This is a genomic window from Agromyces flavus, from assembly GCF_900104685.1.
Taxonomy (GTDB): domain Bacteria; phylum Actinomycetota; class Actinomycetes; order Actinomycetales; family Microbacteriaceae; genus Agromyces; species Agromyces flavus.
Genome location: NZ_LT629755.1, coordinates 3,181,887 through 3,204,931 on the forward strand (window position 1 = coordinate 3,181,887; position 23,045 = coordinate 3,204,931).

Annotated in this window: 20 protein-coding genes; 3 read left to right on the top strand and 17 right to left on the bottom strand. The window is 73.2% G+C overall.

Features of this window, described 5'->3' with window-relative positions:
- Nucleotides 1-2 precede the first annotated feature (2 nt).
- Nucleotides 3-3,203: a glycosyltransferase gene (locus BLT99_RS15070; protein ID WP_092674239.1), complete on the bottom strand. Its 3,201-nt coding sequence runs from the start codon at nt 3,201-3,203 to the stop codon at nt 3-5.
- Nucleotides 3,204-3,282: 79 nt separating this feature from the next.
- Between BLT99_RS15070 and BLT99_RS15075 the strand changes: the two genes are divergently transcribed.
- Nucleotides 3,283-3,978 carry an arsenate reductase/protein-tyrosine-phosphatase family protein gene (locus BLT99_RS15075; protein ID WP_157675011.1) on the top strand — a complete coding sequence of 232 codons (696 nt, stop codon included), beginning with the start codon at nt 3,283-3,285 and terminating at the stop codon, nt 3,976-3,978.
- Nucleotides 3,975-5,240 (top strand): glycosyltransferase, encoded by a 1,266-nt coding sequence (locus BLT99_RS15080; protein ID WP_092674242.1) that lies wholly within the window; start codon nt 3,975-3,977, stop codon nt 5,238-5,240. Before BLT99_RS15075 ends, BLT99_RS15080 begins: the two co-directional genes overlap by 4 nt.
- A 176-nt stretch (nt 5,241-5,416) precedes the next feature.
- Here the strand turns inward: BLT99_RS15080 and BLT99_RS15085 are convergent, their stop codons facing one another.
- Nucleotides 5,417-6,328 carry an alpha/beta hydrolase gene (locus tag BLT99_RS15085; protein WP_229724569.1) on the bottom strand — a complete coding sequence of 304 codons (912 nt, stop codon included), beginning with the start codon at nt 6,326-6,328 and terminating at the stop codon, nt 5,417-5,419.
- Nucleotides 6,329-6,475: 147 nt separating this feature from the next.
- On the opposite strand from BLT99_RS15085, the gene BLT99_RS15090 reads away from it, so the two are divergent.
- Entirely contained in the window at nt 6,476-7,078 is a 603-nt protein-coding gene (locus tag BLT99_RS15090; RefSeq protein ID WP_231945689.1) for a TetR/AcrR family transcriptional regulator, read from the top strand.
- A 251-nt stretch (nt 7,079-7,329) separates the two neighbouring features.
- Here BLT99_RS15090 and BLT99_RS15095 read toward each other — a convergent pair whose 3' ends face one another.
- From BLT99_RS15095 to BLT99_RS15165, 15 genes are all read right to left on the bottom strand, one after another.
- The gene (locus BLT99_RS15095) at nt 7,330-8,742 is read right to left on the bottom strand and encodes an FAD-dependent oxidoreductase (RefSeq protein ID WP_092674247.1); all 1,413 of its coding nucleotides are present in this window, start codon (nt 8,740-8,742) and stop codon (nt 7,330-7,332) included.
- 36 nt (nt 8,743-8,778) lie between these two features.
- A complete protein-coding gene (cobA, locus tag BLT99_RS15100; protein WP_092674250.1) occupies nt 8,779-9,549 on the bottom strand; it encodes a uroporphyrinogen-III C-methyltransferase in 771 nt (256 codons plus the stop codon).
- Nucleotides 9,546-10,529 (bottom strand): ABC transporter permease, encoded by a 984-nt coding sequence (locus tag BLT99_RS15105; protein WP_166670910.1) that lies wholly within the window; start codon nt 10,527-10,529, stop codon nt 9,546-9,548. Before BLT99_RS15105 ends, cobA begins: the two co-directional genes overlap by 4 nt.
- Nucleotides 10,522-11,331: an ABC transporter ATP-binding protein gene (locus tag BLT99_RS15110; RefSeq protein WP_092674253.1), complete on the bottom strand. Its 810-nt coding sequence runs from the start codon at nt 11,329-11,331 to the stop codon at nt 10,522-10,524. The genes BLT99_RS15105 and BLT99_RS15110 overlap by 8 nt, the downstream gene beginning before the upstream one ends.
- A gap of 2 nt (nt 11,332-11,333) precedes the next feature.
- Entirely contained in the window at nt 11,334-12,461 is a 1,128-nt protein-coding gene (locus BLT99_RS15115) for an ABC transporter substrate-binding protein (RefSeq protein ID WP_092674256.1), read from the bottom strand.
- On the bottom strand, nt 12,458-13,771 hold the full coding sequence (locus tag BLT99_RS15120; RefSeq protein ID WP_092674259.1) for a sulfate adenylyltransferase subunit 1: 1,314 nt from the start codon (nt 13,769-13,771) through the stop codon (nt 12,458-12,460). The genes BLT99_RS15115 and BLT99_RS15120 overlap by 4 nt, the downstream gene beginning before the upstream one ends.
- A complete protein-coding gene (gene cysD, locus BLT99_RS15125; protein ID WP_092676511.1) occupies nt 13,771-14,787 on the bottom strand; it encodes a sulfate adenylyltransferase subunit CysD in 1,017 nt (338 codons plus the stop codon). The genes BLT99_RS15120 and cysD overlap by 1 nt, the downstream gene beginning before the upstream one ends.
- A gap of 68 nt (nt 14,788-14,855) precedes the next feature.
- The gene (locus tag BLT99_RS15130) at nt 14,856-15,614 is read right to left on the bottom strand and encodes a phosphoadenylyl-sulfate reductase (RefSeq protein ID WP_229724566.1); all 759 of its coding nucleotides are present in this window, start codon (nt 15,612-15,614) and stop codon (nt 14,856-14,858) included.
- Nucleotides 15,611-17,290, bottom strand: coding sequence for a nitrite/sulfite reductase (locus BLT99_RS15135; protein ID WP_166670916.1), 1,680 nt, complete (start codon nt 17,288-17,290; stop codon nt 15,611-15,613). The genes BLT99_RS15130 and BLT99_RS15135 overlap by 4 nt, the downstream gene beginning before the upstream one ends.
- A gap of 249 nt (nt 17,291-17,539) precedes the next feature.
- Complete coding sequence (locus BLT99_RS15140) at nt 17,540-17,875, bottom strand: hypothetical protein (protein ID WP_092674262.1); 336 nt, start codon at nt 17,873-17,875, stop codon at nt 17,540-17,542.
- Between the two features lie 63 nt (nt 17,876-17,938).
- Nucleotides 17,939-18,676: a sirohydrochlorin chelatase gene (locus tag BLT99_RS15145; protein WP_092674265.1), complete on the bottom strand. Its 738-nt coding sequence runs from the start codon at nt 18,674-18,676 to the stop codon at nt 17,939-17,941.
- A gap of 51 nt (nt 18,677-18,727) precedes the next feature.
- The gene (locus BLT99_RS15150) at nt 18,728-20,641 is read right to left on the bottom strand and encodes a vWA domain-containing protein (protein WP_092674268.1); all 1,914 of its coding nucleotides are present in this window, start codon (nt 20,639-20,641) and stop codon (nt 18,728-18,730) included.
- A 94-nt stretch (nt 20,642-20,735) separates the two neighbouring features.
- Complete coding sequence (locus tag BLT99_RS15155; protein WP_092674271.1) at nt 20,736-21,284, bottom strand: hypothetical protein; 549 nt, start codon at nt 21,282-21,284, stop codon at nt 20,736-20,738.
- Nucleotides 21,285-21,420: 136 nt separating this feature from the next.
- Complete coding sequence (locus BLT99_RS15160; RefSeq protein ID WP_092674273.1) at nt 21,421-22,209, bottom strand: PDC sensor domain-containing protein; 789 nt, start codon at nt 22,207-22,209, stop codon at nt 21,421-21,423.
- Nucleotides 22,206-22,979, bottom strand: a complete 774-nt coding sequence (locus BLT99_RS15165; protein ID WP_092674276.1) for a FadR/GntR family transcriptional regulator — start codon at nt 22,977-22,979, stop codon at nt 22,206-22,208. The genes BLT99_RS15160 and BLT99_RS15165 overlap by 4 nt, the downstream gene beginning before the upstream one ends.
- Nucleotides 22,980-23,045: the final 66 nt, after the last annotated feature.

Genomic DNA, 23,045 nt, shown 5'->3' on the forward strand with positions numbered 1-23,045 from the left:
CGTCATCGGCGGTCGTAGCGGGCGCGGTACTCTGCGGCTACAGCGACCCAGCTGAACTCGGACACGCGCGCCCGGCCGGTGCGCGCGAGCCGCGCACGAAGGTCGGCATCCCCGTGCAGGCGCTGCAACGCGCTTGCGAGGGCCTCGGGCTCGAGTGGATCGACGAGGAGGCCGTCGATGCCATCGCGGACGAATTCCGGACCGCCGCCGCGTTCGGTCATGATCAGCGCCGCACCGGCCCGCCACGCCTCGAGGGCGACGATGCCGAACGGCTCGATTCGGCTCGGCACGGCGACCGCGATCGACCGTTCCATCACGCGCGCAACCTGCCCGGCGTCCAGGCGGCCGAGCAACTCGGTTCGGTCGCCGAGGCCGAGGTCGGCGATGCGCCGCTGGATGGCATCGCGCTCGGGGCCGTCGCCGCCGATCAGCAGTCGAGTGTCCGCGGGCAGCCCGGCGCGAGCGAACGCGTCGAGCAGCAGGTCGAATCCCTTGAGCGGGCCGAGGCGGCCAACTGCGGCGAAGAACGGGCGCGGATCGTCGATGGCCGGGAGCCGGCCTGGCCTCGTCTCGGGAAGGTCGACCCTCGCGGTGACCCCGTTCGGCACGACGCTGCCGTCGGTCAGACCGTACGACGAGCGCAGTTCTTTGAGCACCCATTCGGATGGTGCGGTGACGAATCGCGCGCGGACCAGCGCGGTGCGCAGCGACCGCCGCAGCAGCGCGGAGCGGGCGAACGCACCGCGGTCGTCGGCCGACGTCTCGCCGTGAGAGGTCACGGCGATGGGGAGTCGCCAGAGTCGTCCGAGCATCAGGGCGTAGACGCCGTTGGGTCCGAAGCAGTGCACATGCAGCAACTGAGGCCGGAACGCGCGCCGAGCCCGAGACCATGCCGCCACCGCCGGCGGCAGATCGCGCAGCAGCGCGAGCATCGATCGAAGGTTGCGAGCGGGCAGCGGCGTCGGCAGATCACGCACCACGATGCCGTCGACCTCCCGGACGCCGAGGTGCTCCCCACGATCGACCGTCCATACCTCGACCTCGGTGTCGCCTCGGCGGGCGAGCTCGTGCGCGACCTGTCGCACGTGCTCCTCGACGCCACCGAAATGAGGAGCGAACGAGGAGGTGACCAACGCCACCCGCCGGATCGGCGTCCGGCTCATCGCGCTCGAGGGAGTCCCCGCGCGGAACCGCGCCTCGACGCGCACCGGCCCCAGCCGGTAGATGGCCGCGCGGCGGCGGGCGGCCGTGCCGCGCTCGCCGTGCAGCAGGATGGCGCGTGCCGTGGCTCCGAGCCACTGCGCGAGCCGCGCGGACTGCCACCCCAGCGCGCCGTAGTGCTTGCGCAGGTAGCGCTCCTGCGACGCGTGGAAATGCGCCTCGCGCCGGCGGGGATCGCCGCCCGTGCCGGCGCCGACGTGCGTCGCGCGCGCCTCCGGCACGGCGGCGTGGCGCCATCCGAGGCGGTGCGCGCGATAGGCCCAGTCCGCCTCCTCGGCGTACAGGAAGAATCGCTCGTCGAAGCCGCCGACCTGGGCCAGCGCCTCGGCGCGGAGCAGCAGCACCGAGCCGATCACGTAGGACGGGTCGCGACGCAGGCGTGCGAGCCCGAGCGCCTCGAGCCACGTGCCCGCTGGAGACGGCAGCCACCAGTCGACGCGCGCGGGCCGGCCGTCATCGTCGACCTGGACAGGGCCGACGCTCGCGACGTCGTCGCTCGAGCGCAGGGCGCGCTCGAGCACTGCGATGTCGGCGGGGGTGATCGCGGCGTCGGGGTTCAACAGCAGCACGTCGGCATCGGGCACCAGCCGGTCGGCGAGTGCGACGTTCACACCGGCGGCGAAGCCACCGTTGCGGCCGGGGTCGAGGTAGCGCACGCCGAGGTCGGCGCAGAGCGCCGCGATCTCGGGGAGCGACGAGTTGTCGACGACCGTGACGGGCAGGCCGCGCACGGGCTCGAGCGCCCGGCGCAGCAGCTCGGGGGAACCGTAGGCGACGACCACGACCTCGACGGGGCGCGCCGTGTCGTCGTCGATGGCGGCGGTCCCGCCATCCGTCGTCGATGAGCGCCCAGCGGATGGCTCGTGCCGAACGGCGTGGTAGAGATCGAGGTAGTCGCGGCCGACCGCGCTCCAGCTGCATTCCTGGGCACGGGTGGCGCCCGCCGCGCGCAGCTCGGCGGAGCGCGGACCCGCCGCCTCGACGAGCGCCTCGGCCAAGGCAGGGGCATCACCCGCCGGCACGACGATCCCGGCGCCCACGACGACCTCGGGCAGCGCACCTGCGTCGCTCGACACGACCGGGACGCCGCACGCCATCGCCTCGATCGCGACGCGACCGAACTGCTCGGTCCACGAGGGGGTCGGCAGCGATGGCACGGCGAGCACGTCGAGGGAGCGGAGGAAGTCCGGCACCGCGTCGGGGTCGATGGCGCCGACGAGCTCGAGGCGATCTTGCACGCCGACCGCCGCGGCGCGTGTCGGAAGCTCGGCGGCGAGCGGGCCGGTCCCGCCGACCCGCAGCCGCAGGCGCGGCTCGCGCGCGAGCGCGTCGAGCAGGACGAGCAGGCCCTTCTCGGGGACGAGGCGGCCGAGCACGCCGACGGTGATGAGGGCGCGATCGGGCTCGGTGGGTGCCGGCGACCCCGCGCCATCCGCCGCCGCTGGCCGGAACCGCGAGAGGTCGACGCCGAGCGGGATGACCCGCGCTCGACCCGCGAAGCCCTTCGCCTCGACGATTCGCGCGGCCTCGGCGTTGCAGGCCGAGACTCCCGACGCGGTGCGCAATGCCCACCGCTCGAACCAGCGGAACGGGATCGGGTAGCGCTTGCGCAGGTTCTGCGCGGTGTAGAGCACGACCGGCGGGCGGCGCCCTCCGCGCCGCCGCCGCAGCGCCCGCAGCAGCAGCACCTCGGCGGTCGCGAGCGCGAACGGCTCCTCGTGCACGTCGAGCACATCCCACGGCTCGGCGAGTGCGCGCCAGATCGGCCGCGGGTCGTACACGAACAACGCGGGGTGCCGACCGAAGGTGCGCGCGCCGGTCACGTGCTCGCCGGGGCGAGGGGCGAGCACGACCTCGGCGCCGCCGGCGTGCCACGTGCGCGCGCAGATCAGCGCGACGTCGACGCCCAGCTCGGTCAGCGCACGCTCGCGACCGCGCCATTCATCGACGACGGCACTGTGCGAGACCCTGAGTACGCGCACCGCACCCCCTCTAGACTCCTGTCAGGAAACCTTATCCGGGGCGGGGCCCGGGTCGCCGTTCGAGCCAGGGGGTGGAGGCGTGAGCCCGGAGTCCTTCACCGTGCTGGTCGTCTGCACGGGCAACCTCAACCGCTCGGCGCTCGGCGGCGCACTGCTGCGAACGTGGGCCGGCTGGTACCTTCCGGCGTCGCTCGCCGACCGGGTGCAGGTCGCGAGTGCCGGGCTCTCCGCGCCCGTGGGCAGCCACATGCGCACGCGCAGTCGGTCGATCGCCGCGACGCTCGGCGCCGACGCATCCGGTCACCGCGCGGTGCAGATCACCGAGCCGATGATCCGCGCGGCCGACCTGGTGCTCGTGGCCGAGGCCTCGCAGCGCGACAAGGTGCTCGGCTTCGCCCCGGCTGCGCTGAAGCACACGTTCACCATCCGCGAAGCCGGGGCCATCGCGGGTGAGCTGCCCGAGTGGGCGCCGCCGACCTCGGTCGACGAGCTGCGGGACCGCGTCGCGGAGTTCGGCGCCCACCGCGCGCTCGCGACCGGCGCGCCATCCGACATCATCGACCCCCAGGGCAAGGACGACGAGGCGTACCGCATCATGGCGCGCGAAGAGGTGCCCGCGCTGGCCCGCCTGGCGTCGGCGCTGTTCGGCATGCCGGCGCGCGAGGTCGTCGCCTATGACGAAGCGGTGGCGGATGCCGCGGCCTTCCCGTTCGGCGAGGTCGCTCCCGATCCCGGGGCCGACGCGGCCCGGCCGCGGGGGCGGCGACAGGCGTGAGCACCGCACCCGTGGCCGGCGACGGCGGCGAATCGGATGTCGCGGCTCGGCCCTCCGCGCGGCCGGTGCGCGTCCTGCACCTCGATCACACGAGCGCCGCGGGCGGCGCCGAGTACGCGCTGCTCCGGATGCTGCAGGCCGGACCTCGGTGGGCGCCGTACCTGCTCATGGCGCCACCCGAGAGCCACCGCGAACGTGGAATCTACGACGCGATCCCCGCTCGCGTGCCCCGTCGCATCGGCGGGGTGCGTCAGCCGGCGGGTGCAAGTTCGGGCGGTCGACTGACCGCGCTTGCCGTGGGCGCCCGTGTGCTCGTCCAGTCGGCGGCGGTGCGCGGATCGCGGGCCTTCCGGAGTGCGGACGTCGTCGACGCCAATACGGCACGCGCGGCCGCGTACGGGGCGTTCGCGGTGCGCGGCACGCGCCGCGCCTTCGTGGTGCACCTGCGCGACCTCGTCGACCCGGGAGCGCTGGGTCGCGCGGGACACGCACTCATGACCAGGGTGGTGCTCCCGCGCGCCGACGGGGTCGTCGCGAATTCCCGAGCGACGCTCGAGTCGGCGCGGCCGTTCCTGCGGACGGGCGTCCCGGCCGAGGTGATCCCGAGCGCGTCGGGGCTCCTCGTGCGCGGGGCGGATGCCGCGACCTCCGCGCCGGGCGCCGGCGGCCCGATCCGCACGGTCGGCCTGCTCGCGCGCATCGACCCCTGGAAGGGGCAGGAGCTGCTGCTCGAGGCGTTCGCGCGGGTGTTCCGCGGCCGCGACACGCGCCTGCAGCTCGCGGGCGGTGCGCCGTTCGGGCACGAGGCGTTCGTCGACCGCCTGCGGCGTCGCGCCGACGAACTCGGGGTGGGCGGGCAGCTCGACCTGCCCGGCCACGTCGCCGACATCGGCGCGCTGCTGCAGGGCTGGGATGTCGCGGTGCAGGCGTCGACGCGCCCCGAGCCGCTCGGGCAGAACGTCCTTCAGTACCTCGCGAGCGGCCGCGCCGTGGTCGTGGCGGGCGAGGGCGGTCCCGCCGAATGGGTCGAGGACGGCGTCAATGGGCTCGTGGTCGCGCCGCGCGACGTCGACGCGCTCGCCGATGCGCTCGCGCGACTCGACGCCGATCCCGAGCTGCGCGCCCGCCTCGCCGCCGCGGCGGTGGAGACGCCCGGCCTGCTCGACGACGCCGCCGTGACCCGCGCGCACGAGGCGTTCTACGCGCGAGTGCTGAGCTCGGTCGCCGAGCGCCGCGCCGCTAGGTCGCGCCGCTCGCGCTGACCGCGCAGCGCCGCCCGACGCCTCCTCGATGACGCCTACTCCTGGTTGGGACCCATACGGGCGCGGAGCGACATCCTCGTTTCAGGAGAACGGAGGCTCGTCAGGAGCGTTTGGGCGAAAGCGTCCTGAGCAGCCTCTGTTGTCCTGAAACGGGAGCGGGCGTGGCGACGCGTGCGTCAGGGAGTGCGGGTCGCGGCTGCGGAGGTCGCGCCGAGCGCGTCGATGCCGGCCGTGCCGCCCGTCACGAACGCGGTGACCGCGTCGAGCGCAGCGTCCGCGCCGAGGATACGCGAGTGGCCGGCGCCTTCGGTCAGCACGAGCCGCGAGCGGTCGCCGTGTGCCGCGTGCAGGCGCACGGCCTCGCCCACCGCGACCTCGCGGTCTCCGCGATCGTGCACGACGAGCAGCGGCATGCGCTCGGGAAGCGGGTGCGCGACGCTGTCGAAGCGCGGCCACGGGTCCTCGAGGTGCGGCAGGATGCGTCGCGCGAACCGGTCGGCGAGGGCGTCGGCCGTCGCGGTGCCCACGCCGAGCCGGGCGGCGAACGAGTCGACGAGGTAGCGGGCGTCGGCCATGCCGGCGATCGCGACGAGTGCGCCGGCGGACGCGCCGTTCCGGATCGCGGCCGCACTCGCCATCGCACCGAACGAGTGGCCGATCACGGTGTGGAAGCGCCCCTCGCGCGACTGCAGCAACTCGATCGCGGCGAGCCAGTCGCGCACGTCGGTGCGGCGGCCGGCCGATTCGCCGTTGGCCGGGGCGTCGAAGGCCAGGAGCCGGAATCCCGCGGCGCGCAGCTCGCGCACGATCGGCGCGAACTGCGACGCGCGGCCGCGCCATCCGTGCACGAGCAGGATCGTGTCGGGTCCCGTGCCCCACTCGTATGCGACCACGTCGCGGCCGCGGACGCGGAGCAGGCTCCGGCGCGCGGACTGGTGCACCGCCCGATCGCCGTCGCGGATGGGAAGCCGCGGCCCCACGCGCATGAAGAGCGGGAGGGCGAGGGCGGCGGCGACGTGCGGCGAGCTCCGCTCGGCGAGTCGGATGGCGCGGGCCTGGGCGCCGAGGGCGGCATCGGTGAGGGACACAGCGAACTCCGATCAATCAATACGAACGGTCGTACGTTGAGTATACGAACGTTCGTGCGTAAAATCGAGAGGGTGAGCACGGAAACTTCGAGCACGGTTAGGCCGGCCGACGGACGACGCGTCCGCGGCGACGCGTCGCGACGCACCGTGCTCGCGGCGGCAGTCGACCTCGCCTCAGTCGAGGGTCTCGACCAGCTCTCGATCGGCCGCATCGCCCACGCCGCATCGGTGAGCAAGAGCGGGGTCGCCACGCTGTTCGGCAGCAAGGAGCGTCTGCAGCTCGCGACCGTCGAGGCCGCGCGCGAGCGCTTCGTCGAGGCGGTGCTGACTCCCGCCCGCGAGTTGCCTCGGGGACTCGGCCGCGTGCTCGCGCTCGTCGACCGCTGGATCGCCTACTCGCGGGACCGCGTATTCCCGGGCGGGTGCTTCTTCGCCGAGGCCGCGGCCGACTTCGACGCCAAGCCCGGCGAAGTGCGCGAGGCGATCCGCCGCGCGCTCGACGACTGGGAGGGCTACCTCGCGGCATCCCTCGCGCACGCACGCGACCTCGGCGACCTGCCCGGGCTCGACGACCCCGCGCAGCTCGCGTTCGAGTGCAGCGCCCTGCTCGACCTCGCGAACCGTGACTCCGTCATGCGGGGCACGAACGTGTCCTATCGGCGCGCGCGGGTCGGCGTGGCTGCGCGCCTCCGCGCGGCAGGCGGCGACGAGACGGCGATCGCCGCCTTCGCCGCCATCCCCGACGCCTGACGGCTGACACCCTCACCTGCCTGCCGACGCCTGACGCGAACCTTCTCGCCGCGCGGGGAGGAGATCGCGCGGTCCGGAGGACGCGAGAGCGCGGGTGAACTTCCAGTCCGCGCGTTCGCCTCCGAACCTGCCGACAAGGCCTCGGGCGCAGCCCGGTTTCAGGAGAACGCGCCCGAATCAGGATGCGATCGCAAATCTCGTCCTGATCAGCTTCCGTTCTCCTGAAAGCGAGAGAGCCGCTCGCGCCGGGGTCAGCCCGCGACGAGCGCGCCCGCGCGCGAGATCTCGACCTGCTCGTCGCGCGGCACGACCTTCACACGCTCGCGAGTGACCGGTCCCTCGAACGCCTCGCCGAGCGAGCGCTCGTGCGCGTCGAGCGCGAGCCATCCGTTCCAGGTCGTGAAGCGGATGCCGCGGGCCTCGAGCAGCTCGAGGACCTCGTCGCCGTCGGCGGCCGCCACCGCGGGCGCCGCGAGCCGGCCCGACATCGCGTCCTCCACGAGGTTCGTGATCGTCTCGAGCGCGTCGCCCTTGGTGTGACCGATGAGACCCACGGGGCCGCGCTTGATCCAGCCGGTCGCGTACACGCCCGCGGTCGGCGCGCCCGCGCCGTCCGTCACCCGGCCGCCCTCGTTGGGGATCACGCGGGAACGGTCGTCGAACGGCACGCCCGCGATCGGCGAGCTCGCGTAGCCCACCGCGCGGTACACGGCCTGCACGGGCACCTCGACGAACTCGCCGGTGCCGACGACCGAGCCGTCGCCGACCGGACGGGTCCGCTCGAAGCGCACGCCCTCCACGGCAGAGGAGCCGAGCACCTCGACGGGCGAGTGGAAGAAGTGCAGGTGCAGGCGGCGCGACGCGGTCGGCTGCCAGTCGGCGGGCTTGCGCCATCCGTTCAGGGTGCGCGTCATGACCTTGACCTGGTTGTTGGTCGCGAGCAGGTGGGCGGCGTGCTCGTCGCCCTCGGCGCGCGCGAAGTCGTCGTCGTAGACCACGATGTCGACGTCGGGCACCTCGCCGAGCTCGCGCAGCTCGATCGGGGTGAACTTCACCTGCGACGGGCCGCGACGGCCGAAGACGTGCACGTCAGTCACGGGCGACGCGAGCAGCCCCGCGTGCACGTTCGCGGGGATGTCGGTCGAGAGCAGGTCGGCGGGATGCTTCGCGAGCACGCGCGCCACGTCGAGCGCCACGTTGCCGTTGCCGATCACGGCGATCGACTCGGCCTCGAGCGGCCAGTCGCGGGAGACATCCGGGTGGCCGTCGTACCAGGCGACGAGGTCGGCGGCGCCGTACGAGCCCGGGAGGTCGATGCCGGGGATGTCGAGCGGCGCGTCCTTCAGGGCGCCTGTGGCGAAGATCACGGCGTCGTAGCGCTCGCGCAGCTCGTCGACCGTGACATCCCGCCCGACCTCGACATTGCCGATGAGGCGGATGGTGCCCTCGTCGAGCATCTCGTGCAGCGAGTTGACGATGCCCTTGATGCGGGGGTGGTCGGGCGCGACGCCGTAGCGGATCAGGCCGTACGGCGCGGGCAGCGACTCGAACAGGTCGATCGCGACCTGGCCGCCGGCCTCGTCGACCTGGCGGCGCAGGATGTTGCCCGCGTAGATGCCGGCGGGGCCGGCGCCGACGATCGCGACACGGAGGTTGAGGGTCATGAGGGCATGGCCTTTCGAGGGGGGTCCAGGGTGTGGTCAGTCGATGACGGGGGGCGCCGCGAACGCGGATGTCGCGAGCTCGGCGGGCGCGTACGGGCTCAGTCGCACGACATCGCCCACCACCACGACGGCGGGCGAGCGGACGCCGCGTTCGGCCGCCTGGTAGGCGATCGTGTCGAGCGTGCCGATCGTCACTCGTTGGCGAGGGCCGTATCCATCCTCCACGATCGCGACTGGGCATTCGCCGCCGCGCTCGCCGCGGGCGAGCGTGATCGCCGAGTTCGCGAGCGTACCGACGCCCATGAGCAGCACGACCGTGTGGTTGCGACCGCCGCCGAGCGCCTGGATCTGATCGTGCCCGGTGACGACCGTGAAGGTGGTCGCGAGGCCGCGGTGCGTGAGCGGGATGCCCGCGATCGCGGGCACCGACACGGCGCTCGTGATGCCGGGCACCACCTCGACGTCGACGCCGCGGTCGCGGCAGTACGCGAGCTCCTCACCGCCGCGGCCGAAGATGTACGGATCGCCGCCCTTGAGGCGCACGACGCGCTTGCCCTCGCGGGCGAGCGTCACGAGGAGCTCGTTGATCGCGTCCTGCGGCACGGCGTGGTGGCCGGGCAGCTTGCCGACGTCGACGACCTCGGCCTCGAGCAGGACGCCCTCGGCCACGAGCCCGTCGAGCACCGAGCGGGCCCCCAGCCGGTCGGCGACGATGACGTCGGCGGCCTTGAGTGCGCGCAGGCCGCGGATGGTGAGCAGGCCCGCGTCGCCCGGGCCCGCGCCGACGAGCGCGACGCGGCCGGTCATGCGCCCGCTCCCGTCAGGCCGCGGCGGCGCAGCAGGCCGCGCTCGATCGGCGCGAACACGAGCAGCTCGATCACGACGCCGATCGCGAGGATCACGAGGATCGTCCCGAGCGCGCCCGCGAGATCGGCGAGGTCGCGGCTCTGCTGGAGCATCGATCCGAGGCCGAACCCGATCGTGCCGCCGAACGCGATGATCTCGGCCGCCATGAGCGAGCGCCACGAGAACGCCCACCCCTGCTTGAGGCCGGCGAGGTACCCGGGCAGGGCGGCCGGCACGATCACCGTGGTCGCGAGCTGCCAGCGCGACGCGCCCAGCACCGTGCCCACACGCCGCAGCTGCGGCGGCACCTGGGCGATGCCGGCCACGAGCCCATTCGCGATGGACGGCACCGCGCCCATGAGGACGACGAAGTACACCGTGGCATCCGACAGCCCGAACCAGATGATCGCGGCCGGCACCCAGGCCACCGACGGCAGCACCTGCAGGCCCGACAGCAGCGGGCCGAACGCACGCCGCAGCAGCCGCGACTCGGCGAGCAGCAGGCCGAGCGGCGTGCCGATCGCGATCGCGATGAGGAACCCGAGGATGCCGCGCTCGAGGCTCGTCGTCACCGCGACCTGGAGGCGACCGTCCTCCCACGACTGGCCGAGCGCGGCGGCCACGTCGAGCGGACCGGGCGAGAGGTCGGGTCGAGGCTGGGCGATGAGCGTGTAGGCCTGCCACGCCGCGATGAGCAGGGCGAGGAGCACGATCGGCGGCAGTGCGCCGTCGACGAGGCGTCGCCACCACGGGCGGGAGGTGCGCGTCTCGGTCTGCAGTGCGTCGAGCCCGCGGAGGTCGGCGCTCAGCGAGTCGCCGGGGTCGCTCGCGGGTCGAGGTGCCGCTTCGGCAGGGTTCGGCCGCCGCGCACCCGGCGAAAGCGGCAACTCGGCGGAGGGGGTGGCAGGCTGCGAGGGGTCGAGGGTGTCGAGCTCAGGCATTGCGACGGATCTCCCTTCGCAGGTGCTCCGTGATCTCGATGGAGAGTTCGCCGACCTGGGGCGACTCGATGCGGCGCGGGCCCTCGTCGGCGATCGTCCACTCGCGGACGATGCGCCCGGGACGGCTCGACATGAGCAGCACCCGCTGCCCGAGCCGTGCGGCCTCGCGCACGTTGTGCGTGACGAACACGATGGTGCGGCCCGTCTCGCGCCACACGCGCTGCAGCTCCTCGTGGAGCAGGTCGCGCGTGATCGCGTCGAGCGCCGCGAACGGCTCGTCCATGAGGAGCACGGGCCGGTCCTGCGCGAGGGCGCGCGCGAGGGCGACGCGCTGGCGCATGCCGCCCGAGAGCTCGTGCGGACGCTTGTCGGCGGCATCCCCGAGGTTCACCACCTCGAGCAGCTCGAGCGCGCGCGCCCGGCGGGCCGGGGCCGAGAGCCCCGCCCCGCCGAGCCGCAGCGCGAGCTCGACGTTGCGCCGGGCGGTGAGCCACGGCAGCAATGACGCGTCCTGGAACATCACTGCGGCGCCGCCGTCGGCGATCTCGACCGTACCCGTCGTGGGCTTCTCGAGCCCCGCGACGATCGAGAGCAGCGTCGACTTACCGCAGCCCGACGCGCCGAGCAGGCACGTGAACTCGCCGGGCGCGACATCCAGGTCGATGCCATCGAGCACGACCGGGCCGTCGTCGGCGTACCGCTTGCCGAGGCCGGCGATGCGGATGGCGGGGGCCGGGGCGGGCGAGGCGGTCACCGAATGTCCGGTCCCGGCCGGCAGGCGCTCCGCGGTGATGCTCGACATGGCTACTCCGTCCCGAGGCTCGCCGCGCTCACGGACTCCTCGCCGGAGTCCTCGAGCACGGCGTTCAGGGCCGACAGGTCGAAGAGGCCGTCGATGTCGCCCTGCTTGGAGGTGCCCGCGTCGACGCCGTCCTGCAGCAGCTGCTCGAACGTGTCGGCGTGCGGGTCGAACGTGAACTCGACGTGCTCGAGCGCCCGGTCGATGACCGCGTCGGAGAGGCCCTTGCCCGCGTCGGCAGTGAGCCGCGCGTTGATCACGTCGGCTGCGGCATCCGGGTTCTCGGCGAGCCAGTCGACGGATGCCACGTGCCCGGCGACGAGCGCCCGCACCGTCTCGGGGTGCTCGGCGAGGAAGTCGGCGCGCACGAGCAGCACGGTCGTCGGGAACTCGCCGTCCTCCCAGAGGTCGGCCTCGTCGACGAGCACCTCGGCGCCGGCGTCCACGACGAGCCGCGACACCCACGGCTCGGGGAGCCAGGCGCCGTCGAGCTCGCCCGACTGGAACAGCGTGAGCGTCTGGGCGTTCTCGGTGGGCGAGATGGTCACGTCGCCGCCGCCCGACGTGGAGGTCTCGTAGCCCTCCTCGCCGAGCCAGGTGCGCAGCGCGACATCCTGCGTGTTCCCGAGCTGCGGGCTCGCGAGGTTGGTGCCCGCGAGGTCGTCGGCGCTCTCGATGCCGGGCTGCACCACGAGCGCCGCACCGCCGCTGGCCGCGCCGGCGACGATGCGTGCCGACTGGCCGCCCGAGGCGACGAACGTGTTGATGGCCGGATTGGGGCCGATGTAGGTCGCGTCGATCGCGCCGGCGCTGAGCGCCTCGATCGCGGCAGGGCCGGCGTTGAACACCTGGGTCGACAGCTCGGTGTCGCCGAGCGCGTCCTCGATGAGCCCCTCCTCGAGGCCGACGAGTGCGGGCGCGTGCGTGACGTTCGCGAAGTAGCCCAGGCGGAGCTCCTCAGCGGGCGTGCCGGTGGCCTCCGCGGCGGGCGCCTCGGGCTGGGTTCCGGCCCCCGATGCGGGCTGCGCGGCGCAGCCGGTGAGTGTCGCGCTCAGGACGATGCCGCCGGCGAGCATCATGCCGGCGAGGTCTCCGAGTCGGGTCGAGCGGATGGCGCGCGGACGTGCGGTCATGCTGAATCTCCTTCGGTGACGATGCCGGCGGCGAGGGTGGCGCCGTCGTGCGGATGGATGACGAGGAACGCCCCCGCCCGGCGGTGTGCGGCGTACGGCTCGACGGCGAGGTCCGCCGCGAGCTTCAGCCGCACGAGTCCGATGTCGTTCGTCTCGAGCGCCGCCGTCGGCGCCGTCTCGAGCGTGTCGAGGTCGAGCCGGCCCCGGATGTCGGTGACGAGCGCCTGCACGGTCGACGTGCCGTGCTTCACGAGCACGCGCGACCCCGTGGTGAGGGGGCGCCCGTCGAGCTGGAAGACGTCGGCGTCGAACTCGCGGCGGGGCTTCGGCACGGAGCCGGCCGCCGCGATGACGGCGCCGCGCGCCGCGTCGACGGGGTCGGCGAGCCGCAGCGAGACCGAGAGCGGGGCGGATGCCTCGTCGACGGCGACCGGGCCGCAGTCGATGCCCGCGACGGTCGTGGTGATGCCCGAGGGGAACACCTCGACGCGGTCGCCCACACGGACCGTGCCGGACTCGATGCGTCCCGCGAACGCGCGGTAGTCGCGGAAGCCGTCGGCGGTCGCGTCGTCGGCGGCGAGCTCGGGCGACAGCGCGCCCTGCGGGCGGACGACGAGTTGCACCGGCAGGCGCAGCGCCTCGAGGTCGGTCTCGAGCTCGTCGATGGTCGACAGCTCCTCGAGCAGCTCGAGCAGGCTCGGGCCGCGGTACCAGGGTGTGTTCGTCGACCGCTCGACGACGTTGTCGCCCGCGAGCGCCGACACCGGGATGACGTGCGCGTCGGGCAGCCCGAGGTCGCGCGCGAGGGTCGCGACATCCGCCGCCACCGACTCGAACGCGGCGCGGTCGTAGCCGATGAGGTCGATCTTGTTGACCGCGACGATGACGTGCGGCACGCGCAGCAGCTGCACGACCGCGAGGTGCCGGCGCGTCTGCTCGAGCACGCCGTTGCGCACGTCGACGAGCACCACGACCGCGTCGGCCGTGGCGGAGCCGGTGACCATGTTGCGCGTGTACTGCACATGGCCGGGGCAGTCGGCGAGGATGAACGACCGGCGCCCCGTCGAGAAGTAGCGGTACGCGACGTCGATGGTGATGCCCTGCTCGCGCTCGGCCCGCAGGCCGTCGGTGAGGAGGGCGAAGTCGATCGCGCCGGGCTCGCCACCGAAGCCGCGCTCGGCGGACGTGCGCGCGACCGACTCGAGCTGGTCGGCGAGGATCGCCTTCGAGTCGTGCAGCAAGCGGCCGACGAGCGTCGACTTGCCGTCGTCGACCGACCCGGCGGTCGCGAAGCGGAACAGCGAGCTCATCAGAAGTACCCGTCCTTCTTGCGGTCCTCCATGGCCGCCTCCGAGAGGCGGTCGTCGGCGCGGGTCGCGCCGCGCTCGGTGAGGGTGGATGCCGCGACCTCGCGGACGATCTCGGGCAGCGTCGCGGCATCCGACAGCACCGCGCCGGTGCAGCTCAGGTCGCCGACGGTGCGATAGCGCACGGTGCGGCGCTCGACCGTCTCGCCCGTCCGCGGCGCGGACACGTCGCTGACGGCGAGCCACATGCCGTCACGCGCATACACGTCTCGTTCGTGCGCGAAGTACAGCGGCGGCAGCGCGATGCCCTCGCGCTCGATGTAGCGCCACACGTCGAGCTCGGTCCAGTTCGAGATCGGGAACGCCCGCACATGCTGGCCGACGGTGTGGCGGCCGTTGTAGAGGCTCCAGAGCTCGGGGCGCTGGTTGCGCGGATCCCACTGGCCGAACTCGTCGCGCAGCGAGATGATGCGCTCCTTGGCACGGGCCTTGTCCTCGTCGCGGCGCGCGCCGCCGAAGACCGCGTCGTGCTTGCCGGCCGCGATGGCGTCGAGCAGCGGCTGGGTCTGCAGCGGGTTGCGCGTGCCATCCGAGCGTTCCTGCAGTCGGCCGTCGTCGAGGTAGTCCTGCACCGAGGCGACTTCGAGGCGGATGCCGAGCCGCGCGACGGTCTCGTCGCGGAACCGCAGCACCTCGGGGAAGTTGTGGCCGGTGTCGACGTGGAGCACCGGGAAGGGCACCTTCGCGGGCCAGAACGCCTTGGTGGCGAGATGGAGCACGACGACCGAGTCCTTGCCCCCCGAGAAGAGCAGCACCGGGCGCTCGAACTCGGCGACGACCTCGCGGATGATGTGGATGGCCTCGGCCTCGAGCGCGTCGAGCGCGTCGAGGTGCCCCGTCGGGACCGCTGCACGAGGAACCGCCGGGGATGTCGTCTCGACGGCGTCCCCCTCGCCGGTGTTCCTGAAAGCAAGGACGTCGTCCCGGAGGGAGTGGTCGTCCTTCGATTCAGGAGTCACCGGGAACTCTTCATGTCGAGATGGCGCGTACTGCGCCGGCTCCACCGACTGACCGGGGGTGAGCTCGTTCATAGGTGCAATCCGCATTCCGTCTTCGAGAGGCCGGCCCAGCGGCCCGACCTCGGGTCCTCGCCCGCGGCGACGGGCTTGGTGCAGGGCTCGCACCCGATCGAGGGATAGCCCTGCGACATGAGGAGGTTGACGGGCACCTGGAACGCACCCGCGTAGTCGAGGAGGTCGTCGAAGGTCCAGGCCGCGACGGGATTCACCTTCACGAGCCCGTTCCGCTCGTCGTACGTGACGAGCGGCGTGAGCGTGCGCGTGGGCGCCTCGTCGCGGCGGACGCCCGTGAACCACACCTCGTAGCCGCCGAGCGCACGCTGCAGCGGTTCGACCTTGCGGCGCGCGCAGCACAGGGCCGGGTCGCGCGCGAAGAGCTCGGCGCCGAGCTCGGCGTCCTGCTGGGGGACGGTCTGCCCGGGCAGCACGTCGACGATGCGCACGTCGAGCGCACGGGCGACCTCGTCGCGCGTCGCGTACGTCTCGGCGAAGTGGTAGCCCGTGTCGAGGAAGAGGACGTCGACGCCCGGGAGGTACTGCGCCACGAGGTGCGGCAGCGCGGCGTCGGCCATCGAACAGGCGACGGCCGCGGCATCCGTCGAGAAGTTCGCGGCGACCCACGCGACGACCTCGGCGGGGGAGGCCTCATGGTCGGTGAGGCTGCCGAGCGCGGCGTTGCCGGCCTCGGCGAGAGCACGAAGCTCGTCGGCGGAGCGGCGGCTCCCTGCCGCGATGGGTGCCGCCAGGCCGATGTTCCGGGCGCTCACCGCAGGGCCTCCTCGTCGGCGCGGTGCGCCCACTGGGCGAACGTCTCGTCGGCGTCCCCGTTGCGCTCGTCGAGGAACCGCGTGACCACGCGCTCGACGTAGTCGGCGATGCCGTCGGCGGCGACCTTGAGGCCGCGGACGGTGCGGCCGAGGCCGGCCTCGTCGCGGTCCTGCGAGGCGAGCCCGCCGCCGAGGTGCACCTGGTAGCCGGGCACCTGCTCTCCGTCGATCGTGACGAGCTGGCCTTTCAGGCCGATGTCGGCAGTCTGGATGCGCGCGCAGGAGTTCGGGCAGCCGTTCACGTGCAGCGCGATCGGGTGCGGCAGGTCGAACGCGGCGAGCCGCTCCTCCAGGTCGAGCACCGCGGCCGTCGCATATGCCTTGGTCTCGACGATCGCGAGCTTGCAGAACTCGATGCCCGTGCACGCGATGGTGCCGCGGCGGATGAGGCTGGGCCGAGCCTGCAGCCCGAGCTCGTCGAGGCCGGCGATGAGCGATTCGACGCGGTCACCGGGGATGTCGAGGATGACGACCTTCTGGTGCGGCGTCGTGCGCAGGCGGGTCGACCCGTGCGCCTCGACGAGGTCGGCGAGCTTGGTCAGCACCGGCCCGGACACGCGCCCGACGATGGGGGTCGCGCCGACGTAGTAGCGGCCGTCCTTCTGCCGGTGCACGCCGACGTGGTCGCCGGGCGTCGAAGGCGTGGGCGCGGCCGGACCGTCGGGCAGCGCGTACCCGAGGTACTCGGTCTCGAGGATCTCCCGGAACTTCGCGGTGCCCCAGTCGGCGAGCAGGAACTTCAGGCGAGCCTTGTTGCGCAGTCGCCGGTAGCCGTAGTCGCGGAAGATCTGCGCGACGCCGTGCCACGCGTCGGCGACGCGCTCGGGCGCGACGAACACGCCGAGCCGCTCGGCCAGCCGCGGTGCGGTCGAGAGCCCGCCGCCCACCCAGAGGTCGTACCCGATGCCGAGCGTCGGGTGCTCGACTGCGACGAACGCGACGTCGTTGATCTCGTGCACGACGTCCTGGCTCGGGTGGCCCGTGAGGGCCGACTTGAACTTGCGCGGGAGGTTCGCGAGCGACTCGTCGCCGATGAAGCGCGAGGTGATCTCGTCGATCTGCGGCGTCGGGTCGATGAGCTCGTCGGCTGCGATCCCCGCGACCGGCGAGCCGAGCACGACGCGGGGCACGTCGCCGCACGCCTCCGTCGTGCCGAGGCCGACCGCCTCGAGCCGGCGCCAGATCTCGGGCACGTCCTCGACGCGGATCCAGTGGAGCTGCACGTTCTGGCGATCGGTGAGGTCGGCGGTGTCGCGCCCGAACTCGGTCGAGATGCCGCCGATCACCCGCAACTGCTCGGTGGTGAGCTGGCCGCCGTCGATGCGGACGCGCAGCATGAAGTACTCGTCCTCGAGCTCGTGCGGCTCGAGCGTCGCGGTGCGGCCGCCGTCGATGCCCGGCTTGCGCTGCGTGTAGAGGCCCCACCAGCGGAAGCGCCCGTGCAGGTCGGTCGGGTCGATCGAGGCGAAGCCGCCGGCCGCATAGGTCGACTCGATGCGCTCGCGCACCGCCAGGCCGCCGTCGGCCTGCTTCCATTCCTCGTTGGCGTTGAGCGGGGCCGTGCCGTCGACCTTCCATTGCCCGTTCGGCTTCGCCGAGGGCCGGGGCGGGCGGATGTCGCCTGCCGGGCGCTCGCCGCGGACGGGACGCTCGCCCGGTGCGGGACGGCCGGCGCGCGGCGGCCGCGTCGCGGCATCCGTCGTCTCGATCGTCACGGGGTCCCCTCTCGCTCGCGCACCCCGATCGGGGTGCGTGGGCTCGAAGGTACGGGGCCCGGGCGGATGCCGACAGGTAGGCCCGTCACGATGGGTCACGTGATGTCATGCGGTGTCGCATGACGTCACACGCGACGTAACGCGAGCTGTCTAGAGGTCGTCGTAGACGTTGCCGCCGGGACCCTGCGTCATCACCGCGGACGGTCCGGGCGGATGCTGGAGGGCACCGGTGAGTCGCTTCAGCTGGTCCACGAGCTCCTCGTCGACCAGCTCCTCGTCCTCACTCTGCTCGGCGTCCGCGATCAGCTGACTGGCCGGGCCGAGGAGAAGGGTCGCGTGTCCGACCGAGCCGTCCTCCTCACGCGTCGGAATCTCGAACGTGGCCGCGGTCGCCGCCTTCGCGAGCATCTGCGCGTACTGGAGCAGAGCGTGGGCGATCTCCGAGCCCGTCAGGATCGAGTCTCCCGCGTAGTAGATCCGATGCATGATCCCTGAATACGCGATCGCCGCCGACGGCGACAGGGCTTGACCCGCTCGGGTCGCCCGGTCTCACGAGATGAGCGGGGCGGACGCCGCGTAGCGGTCGAGCACGATGTCGACGAGCTCCCGCGGGGCGGGTGCATCCGGCACGAGCAGCGGCTGGGCGGTCACGTCGGCGCCGGCGGCACGCGCGAGGTCGTCGAAGTAGCCGGGCGCGAGCAGGTAGTTGGCGACGACGACCCGCGCTGATGTGGCATCCGCTCGCGCCGCCGCGACCGCGTCGGGCAGGCGCGGCTCGGCGGCCGAGAGGAAGCCCACGAGGACGTCGCGACCGGATGCCTCGGCGAGTCGCCTCGCCTGGTCGCGGCAGTCCTCGACCGCGCGTCGGTCGCTGGAGCCCGCGACCGCGAGCACGATCCGGTCGTCGGCTCCCAGGCCGGCCTCCTCGAGCCTCCGCAGCAGCAGTGCGGCGAGCCGGTCGTCGGGGCCGAGCGCTCCCGCGAGCACCACGGGGCGGGTCGTCTCGTCGGCGACCGCCTCCGTGAGATCGACGTACACGTGGTACCCCGCCGAGAGCAGCAGGGGCACGACGACCGCGGGCTCACCCGCGCCGAGCGAGGCGAGGGTCGCGGGGACGTCGGGCTGCTCGACGTCGACGTGGCCGAGCCGCACGCTCGGCGTGCCATCCGGATGCCGCTGCGCCAGCGCCTGGGCGAGGGCGTCGTGCAGCCCGCGCACGGCGCGCCGGCCCTCGGGCGAGGATGTGCCGTGCGAGATGCCGACGAGGGCGGGGGGCCGGTCGCTCATGCGTCCATGCTCGCAAACCGATGGGGTGCGCGTCGCCGCATGACGGCGGCGTCAGAAGCTGGTGACGAGATCGCCGAGCACCTCGTCGATCTCGGTCGGGTCGGTCGCGTCGTAGTAGTGGGCGCCAGTCGCACTCGAGATGGACTGCAGCGTCTTCACGTCGGCGTCGGCGCCGTACGCGAGCGTGAACACGAGCACCGGAGTGGTGTGGTGCAGGTCCTCGAGGGTCGCGATCATCTGCGCCGAGGTCGTGCTCGGCGCCTCGGTCTCGTTCCGGCCGTCGCTCAGCAGCACGATCGCGTTGATGCGATCGGGGTCGTAGTCGTCGCCCTGCTGCTTCGCGAACGTGTCGACCGCCTCGTACAGCGGCGTCCACTCGATGGGCTGGAGCTTCGCCAGCGCCGCCTCGAACCGGTCGCGGGTGTCGGCGATGTCGTCGACCGCGCTCACCTCGCCGGGCGCGAGCGGGTTCGCGTCGACCTCGGAGAACGCGGCCAGGCCGACGTGGTCGCCGTCGGCGAAGTGGTCGAGCGCCTGCGAGATCGCGGCCTTCGCCGCCTCGAGCTTGGTCGCGCCCGTGGAGATCCGATCGCCCATCGAACCCGAGACGTCGACGAGGAACAGCACGTTGGCTCGCTTGCGCACGTCGGGGAACGCCTCGTGCATGGCCACGACGACGGTCGGCTCGGGGAACGCGAGGCCGCCTCGGGGCGTCTCGGCGAGTGCGCCGACGCTCGCGACGCCGGGGTCGAGCTCGCGATTCAGGTCGCGGTACCCCGTCTCGCGCACGATCGCCTGCCCCTCCTCGGTGGTCGCGAACCGCAAGAAGTCCTCCGCGGCGGCCGCCTCGGCCTCATCCACCCAGGCACCGGTGAGCACCACCGCGGGATTGTCGGCGACGTAGAACCCGTCGGTCGGGTAGATCGGCACGAGCTGCTCGGCGGGCGGCTCGCTCTCGATCCGGGTCACGCCGTCGCGGCTCGTGATGCCGCGGTTGTAGTCCCAGACCGACTTCTCGTCGACGATGACGGCCGAGAGGAAGTCCGCGGCCGATCCGCCCTTGTCCTCTGCCTGACGGGCGTGCCAGAGGAAGTGCTCGGGCGTGGCCATGTAGTGGCTCGTCGCGAGCTCGTGCTGCCGGACCTCGTCGGTGATCTCGTCGTCGGCGATGTCGTCGGCGGAGAGCTCGGCGACTGAGCCCGCGGCCGCCCCGTAGGAGGCGAGCATCGCGGCCTCGCCCGAGCTCGCGACGAGCGGGCTGGTCTTGCCGAGCTTGAACTCGCCCCACTCGGGGTGGTCGAGGTCGTTCCAGACCTCCTCGTCGTCGGCGGTCGCGAACACGTCGGCCCAGGTCGGCGGCTCCTCGTCCCACCCGATCGCCGAGGCGAGCTCCTCGGGCATCGCGAGCACGATGTCGGAGGAGCCGATGCTCTCGCCCTCCTCGGGCACGTTCGCCGAGCCGCCGGCCTCGCGGGCGATGCCGAGCCACGAGCTCGCATCGGGGATCCACAGCGTCGGGCGCTCGTCCTCGGGCAGCTCGGTGAAGCCGACCGCCGCCTCCTCGGCCGCGATGCCCGACTTGTCCTTCGTGGCGACGACGGTGACGCACGAGCCGTCGACGTTCCGCGGCTCGGCGTTGTAGGCCTCGGCGAGCGTCGAGACCATCTCGGCGTTCTCGAACGACGACAGCGCCCGCACGGTCGTGCACGGCTCCGTTCCAGGGGTGGGTGCGGGCTCGTCGGAGGGGAACACGATCGGCTCGGGCTGGGCGGTCTCGGCCGGGGCTGCAGTGGTGCCGCCCTGGCTGCCGAGCATGGCCGCGGTGACGGCGCCGCCGACGGCCAGCAGCGCGACGACGGCCACTGCGGCGCCGATCCACAGCGCGCGCTGGCGCCGCCGTCGGCCCTCCTCGCGGATCCGACGGCGGTCGCGTCGTGCGGGAACGGTCTCCGGTGCGTCGCGCATCGCTCGTCCTCCAGTCGGCGGCTGCCTCGTTGGTGAGCCTAGCTCAGCGCCCCCCGAATGGGGCCCGACCATCCTGTCACGCAGCGGAACCTCATCAACCGGTCGAGTTGAGGAGGCCGACGATCACGGCCGTCCACCACGCGACCTGCGAGACGATCGCGCTCCCGACGAAGCCCGCTCGCGCGCGCGGCGGAAGGGAGGCGAACCGTGCGTTCCCCGGCAACCGGGCGAGAGCGTGGGTCCAGTGCGTGAGAGCGACGCCGTTGAGCGCGAGCACGAGCACGGCGGCCATCTTCACGAGCGTCGCGGGCTGCTGCAGGTCGGGCTCGAGCAGCGCTCCGCTCACGAGCAACCCGCCGAGTCCGACCCAGACGGGCAGGATCATCGTGCGATCGGCCTGGCGGAGTTCGCGCACGCTGCTCCATCCGGTGGCCCACAGCAGGGCGTGCCACTCGATCATGAGCACCGCGCCGAGCCCGACGACGAGCGAGGCGAGGTGCACGAACAGCGCGATCCCGTGCAGCCAGTCGGGCGGCGTGACGACCGCCGCCGCCCAGACGGTGACGGCCCACGCGGCGGCGACACCGGCGTACGCGACGAGCCGGCGCCGCCTGCTGCGCGCCCGCTTCTCCCTGAGGGTCATCGTCACGCCCGACCGCCCGTTTCGCCGGCGTGCCGCTCTCACGGACACGCGTCCGATTGCGTCAGCCCTCACACTATCCGGGACCAGCCGCCGGATGTCGCGACCGCGCGGCGCTGTGGACAGCTCGCGGACGTGGCTACTCCACGACCAGAGCGAGCGAGGTGTCGCCGCAGGGGACGACGTCGGCCCCGCCCGGCAGCGGCGCGGCATCCGTCGCCCGACCCTCGGCCTCGGCCTCGCGGAGCGGGGCGAGCGCGTCGGCGAGCCCGTCGAGCCGGAGCAACGCACCGGTCGCGCGGTGGGTGTCGGTCGACGCCACGATGCGGCCCGACGCGTTCACGATCGTGCACGTGCGGTCGGCGGCGCGGAGCACCGGCAGCAGCGCCTGCTCGAGGCGAGCGACGTAGACGTCGGCGCCCACCAGGCCGGCCATCTCGCCGTCGACGACGACGGGCGTGGTGATCGTGACGGTGTAGTCGTCGGTGCAGAGGTAGTCCACGTACGGGCCGGTGAGGTGCCGGCGGCCGGTGCGCGCCGGCACGCGCCACCACTCCAGCGTGGTGTAATCGCGGAACGCTTCGGCATCGGGATCGCTCACGGCGTCGAGGCGGCGCAGGCCCCCGCCGGTCTGCTCGACGCGGAACGGCGACGCACCGCTCAGCCACCACGCGAGGTGCCAGGGCGCGTCGGGGAGGAAGCCCGGCGCCGCGACGAATCCGGCTCCGGTGATGAGCGTGCCCGGCCGCTCGAGCTCGCCCGCGACGAGGTCGGCGACGAGCGGATCGAATGAGGCGGCGCGCGGGTCGTCGTCGGCCTCGAGCGCCTGCTCGACGCGGGTGCGCCATTCCTCGATCACGGCGAACACCGGGTCGATGGTCGCGGCGATGCGCTGCGCGATCCCGGTCGACGTGTCCACGAGCGTCATGACCGGCTCCCTTCGGTCGTGGATGCCGCCTCGAGCCGGGCCTTCTCGTCGACGAGCCACTCGACGGCGGACGTGATGTGCTCGACCGTCGCGGCGCGTGCGGATGCGGCATCCGCTCGCCGGATCGCGTCGATCACCTCGAGGCGTACCTCTCTGCTGCGGTCACGGTACTCCTGTTGCCGCAGGCAGAGCCAGAGCAGGGCGCCCGTCTCGGCCTGGAGGCGCAGCTCCTCGTGCACGAGCCGGGGCGACTGGCTCACGGCCGCCACCTCGAGCTGGAAGCTGCCGACGGCACGGCGGGCGCCGCCCGGGGTGGTGAGGTCGGCGCGCGCGTCGATGTCGACGAGGCTCTGCACGTCGTCGTCGCTGGCCCGATCGGCCGCCACCTCGGCGGCCATCCCGGCGATCGCGGCCACGTGCAGCGACAGGTCGCGCAGCTCGATGCGGCTCGCCGCGCGCAGCCGCGCGTCGATGAGGCGCGTGGACGTGTCGCGGTCGTAGGTGACGAAGCTGCCGCCGTCGCGACCTCGGCGCGTGCGCACGAGGCCCTTATGGCGGAGGGCGACGAGCGCCTCGCGCGCGGTGACGAGGGCGACGCCGAGCCTCCGCGCGAGGTCGTTCTCGCTGGGCAGGCGCTCGCCGTCGTGCAGCACGCCGGAGACGATCGCGTCGGTCAGGCGCTGCTCGACGAGCTCAGCGCGACCCGCGCCGTCGAGCGGCGAGAAGATGACGGCCCGGGCGGCATCGGCGCGAGCGCTGGCCTGCGGCATCCGTCCTCCTCGATGAGCGGCCCCGGCAACCCTCCCCCGGATTGGGGGCACCGGCCGGCGGATCCG

What these genes read in the sequence shown, in the direction of transcription:
- BLT99_RS15145 (WP_092674265.1), bottom strand. Translation starts at nt 18,676, where the DNA reads ATGAGCGACCGGCCCCCCGCCCTCGTCGGCATCTCGCACGGCACATCC.
- BLT99_RS15165 (WP_092674276.1), bottom strand. Translation starts at nt 22,979, where the DNA reads ATGCCGCAGGCCAGCGCTCGCGCCGATGCCGCCCGGGCCGTCATCTTC.
- BLT99_RS15105 (WP_166670910.1), bottom strand. Translation starts at nt 10,529, where the DNA reads ATGCCTGAGCTCGACACCCTCGACCCCTCGCAGCCTGCCACCCCCTCC.
- BLT99_RS15115 (WP_092674256.1), bottom strand. Translation starts at nt 12,461, where the DNA reads ATGACCGCACGTCCGCGCGCCATCCGCTCGACCCGACTCGGAGACCTC.
- BLT99_RS15150 (WP_092674268.1), bottom strand. Translation starts at nt 20,641, where the DNA reads ATGCGCGACGCACCGGAGACCGTTCCCGCACGACGCGACCGCCGTCGG.
- BLT99_RS15160 (WP_092674273.1), bottom strand. Translation starts at nt 22,209, where the DNA reads ATGACGCTCGTGGACACGTCGACCGGGATCGCGCAGCGCATCGCCGCG.
- BLT99_RS15120 (WP_092674259.1), bottom strand. Translation starts at nt 13,771, where the DNA reads ATGAGCTCGCTGTTCCGCTTCGCGACCGCCGGGTCGGTCGACGACGGC.
- cobA (WP_092674250.1), bottom strand. Translation starts at nt 9,549, where the DNA reads ATGACCGGCCGCGTCGCGCTCGTCGGCGCGGGCCCGGGCGACGCGGGC.
- BLT99_RS15110 (WP_092674253.1), bottom strand. Translation starts at nt 11,331, where the DNA reads ATGTCGAGCATCACCGCGGAGCGCCTGCCGGCCGGGACCGGACATTCG.
- BLT99_RS15095 (WP_092674247.1), bottom strand. Translation starts at nt 8,742, where the DNA reads ATGACCCTCAACCTCCGTGTCGCGATCGTCGGCGCCGGCCCCGCCGGC.
- BLT99_RS15155 (WP_092674271.1), bottom strand. Translation starts at nt 21,284, where the DNA reads ATGACCCTCAGGGAGAAGCGGGCGCGCAGCAGGCGGCGCCGGCTCGTC.
- BLT99_RS15140 (WP_092674262.1), bottom strand. Translation starts at nt 17,875, where the DNA reads ATGCATCGGATCTACTACGCGGGAGACTCGATCCTGACGGGCTCGGAG.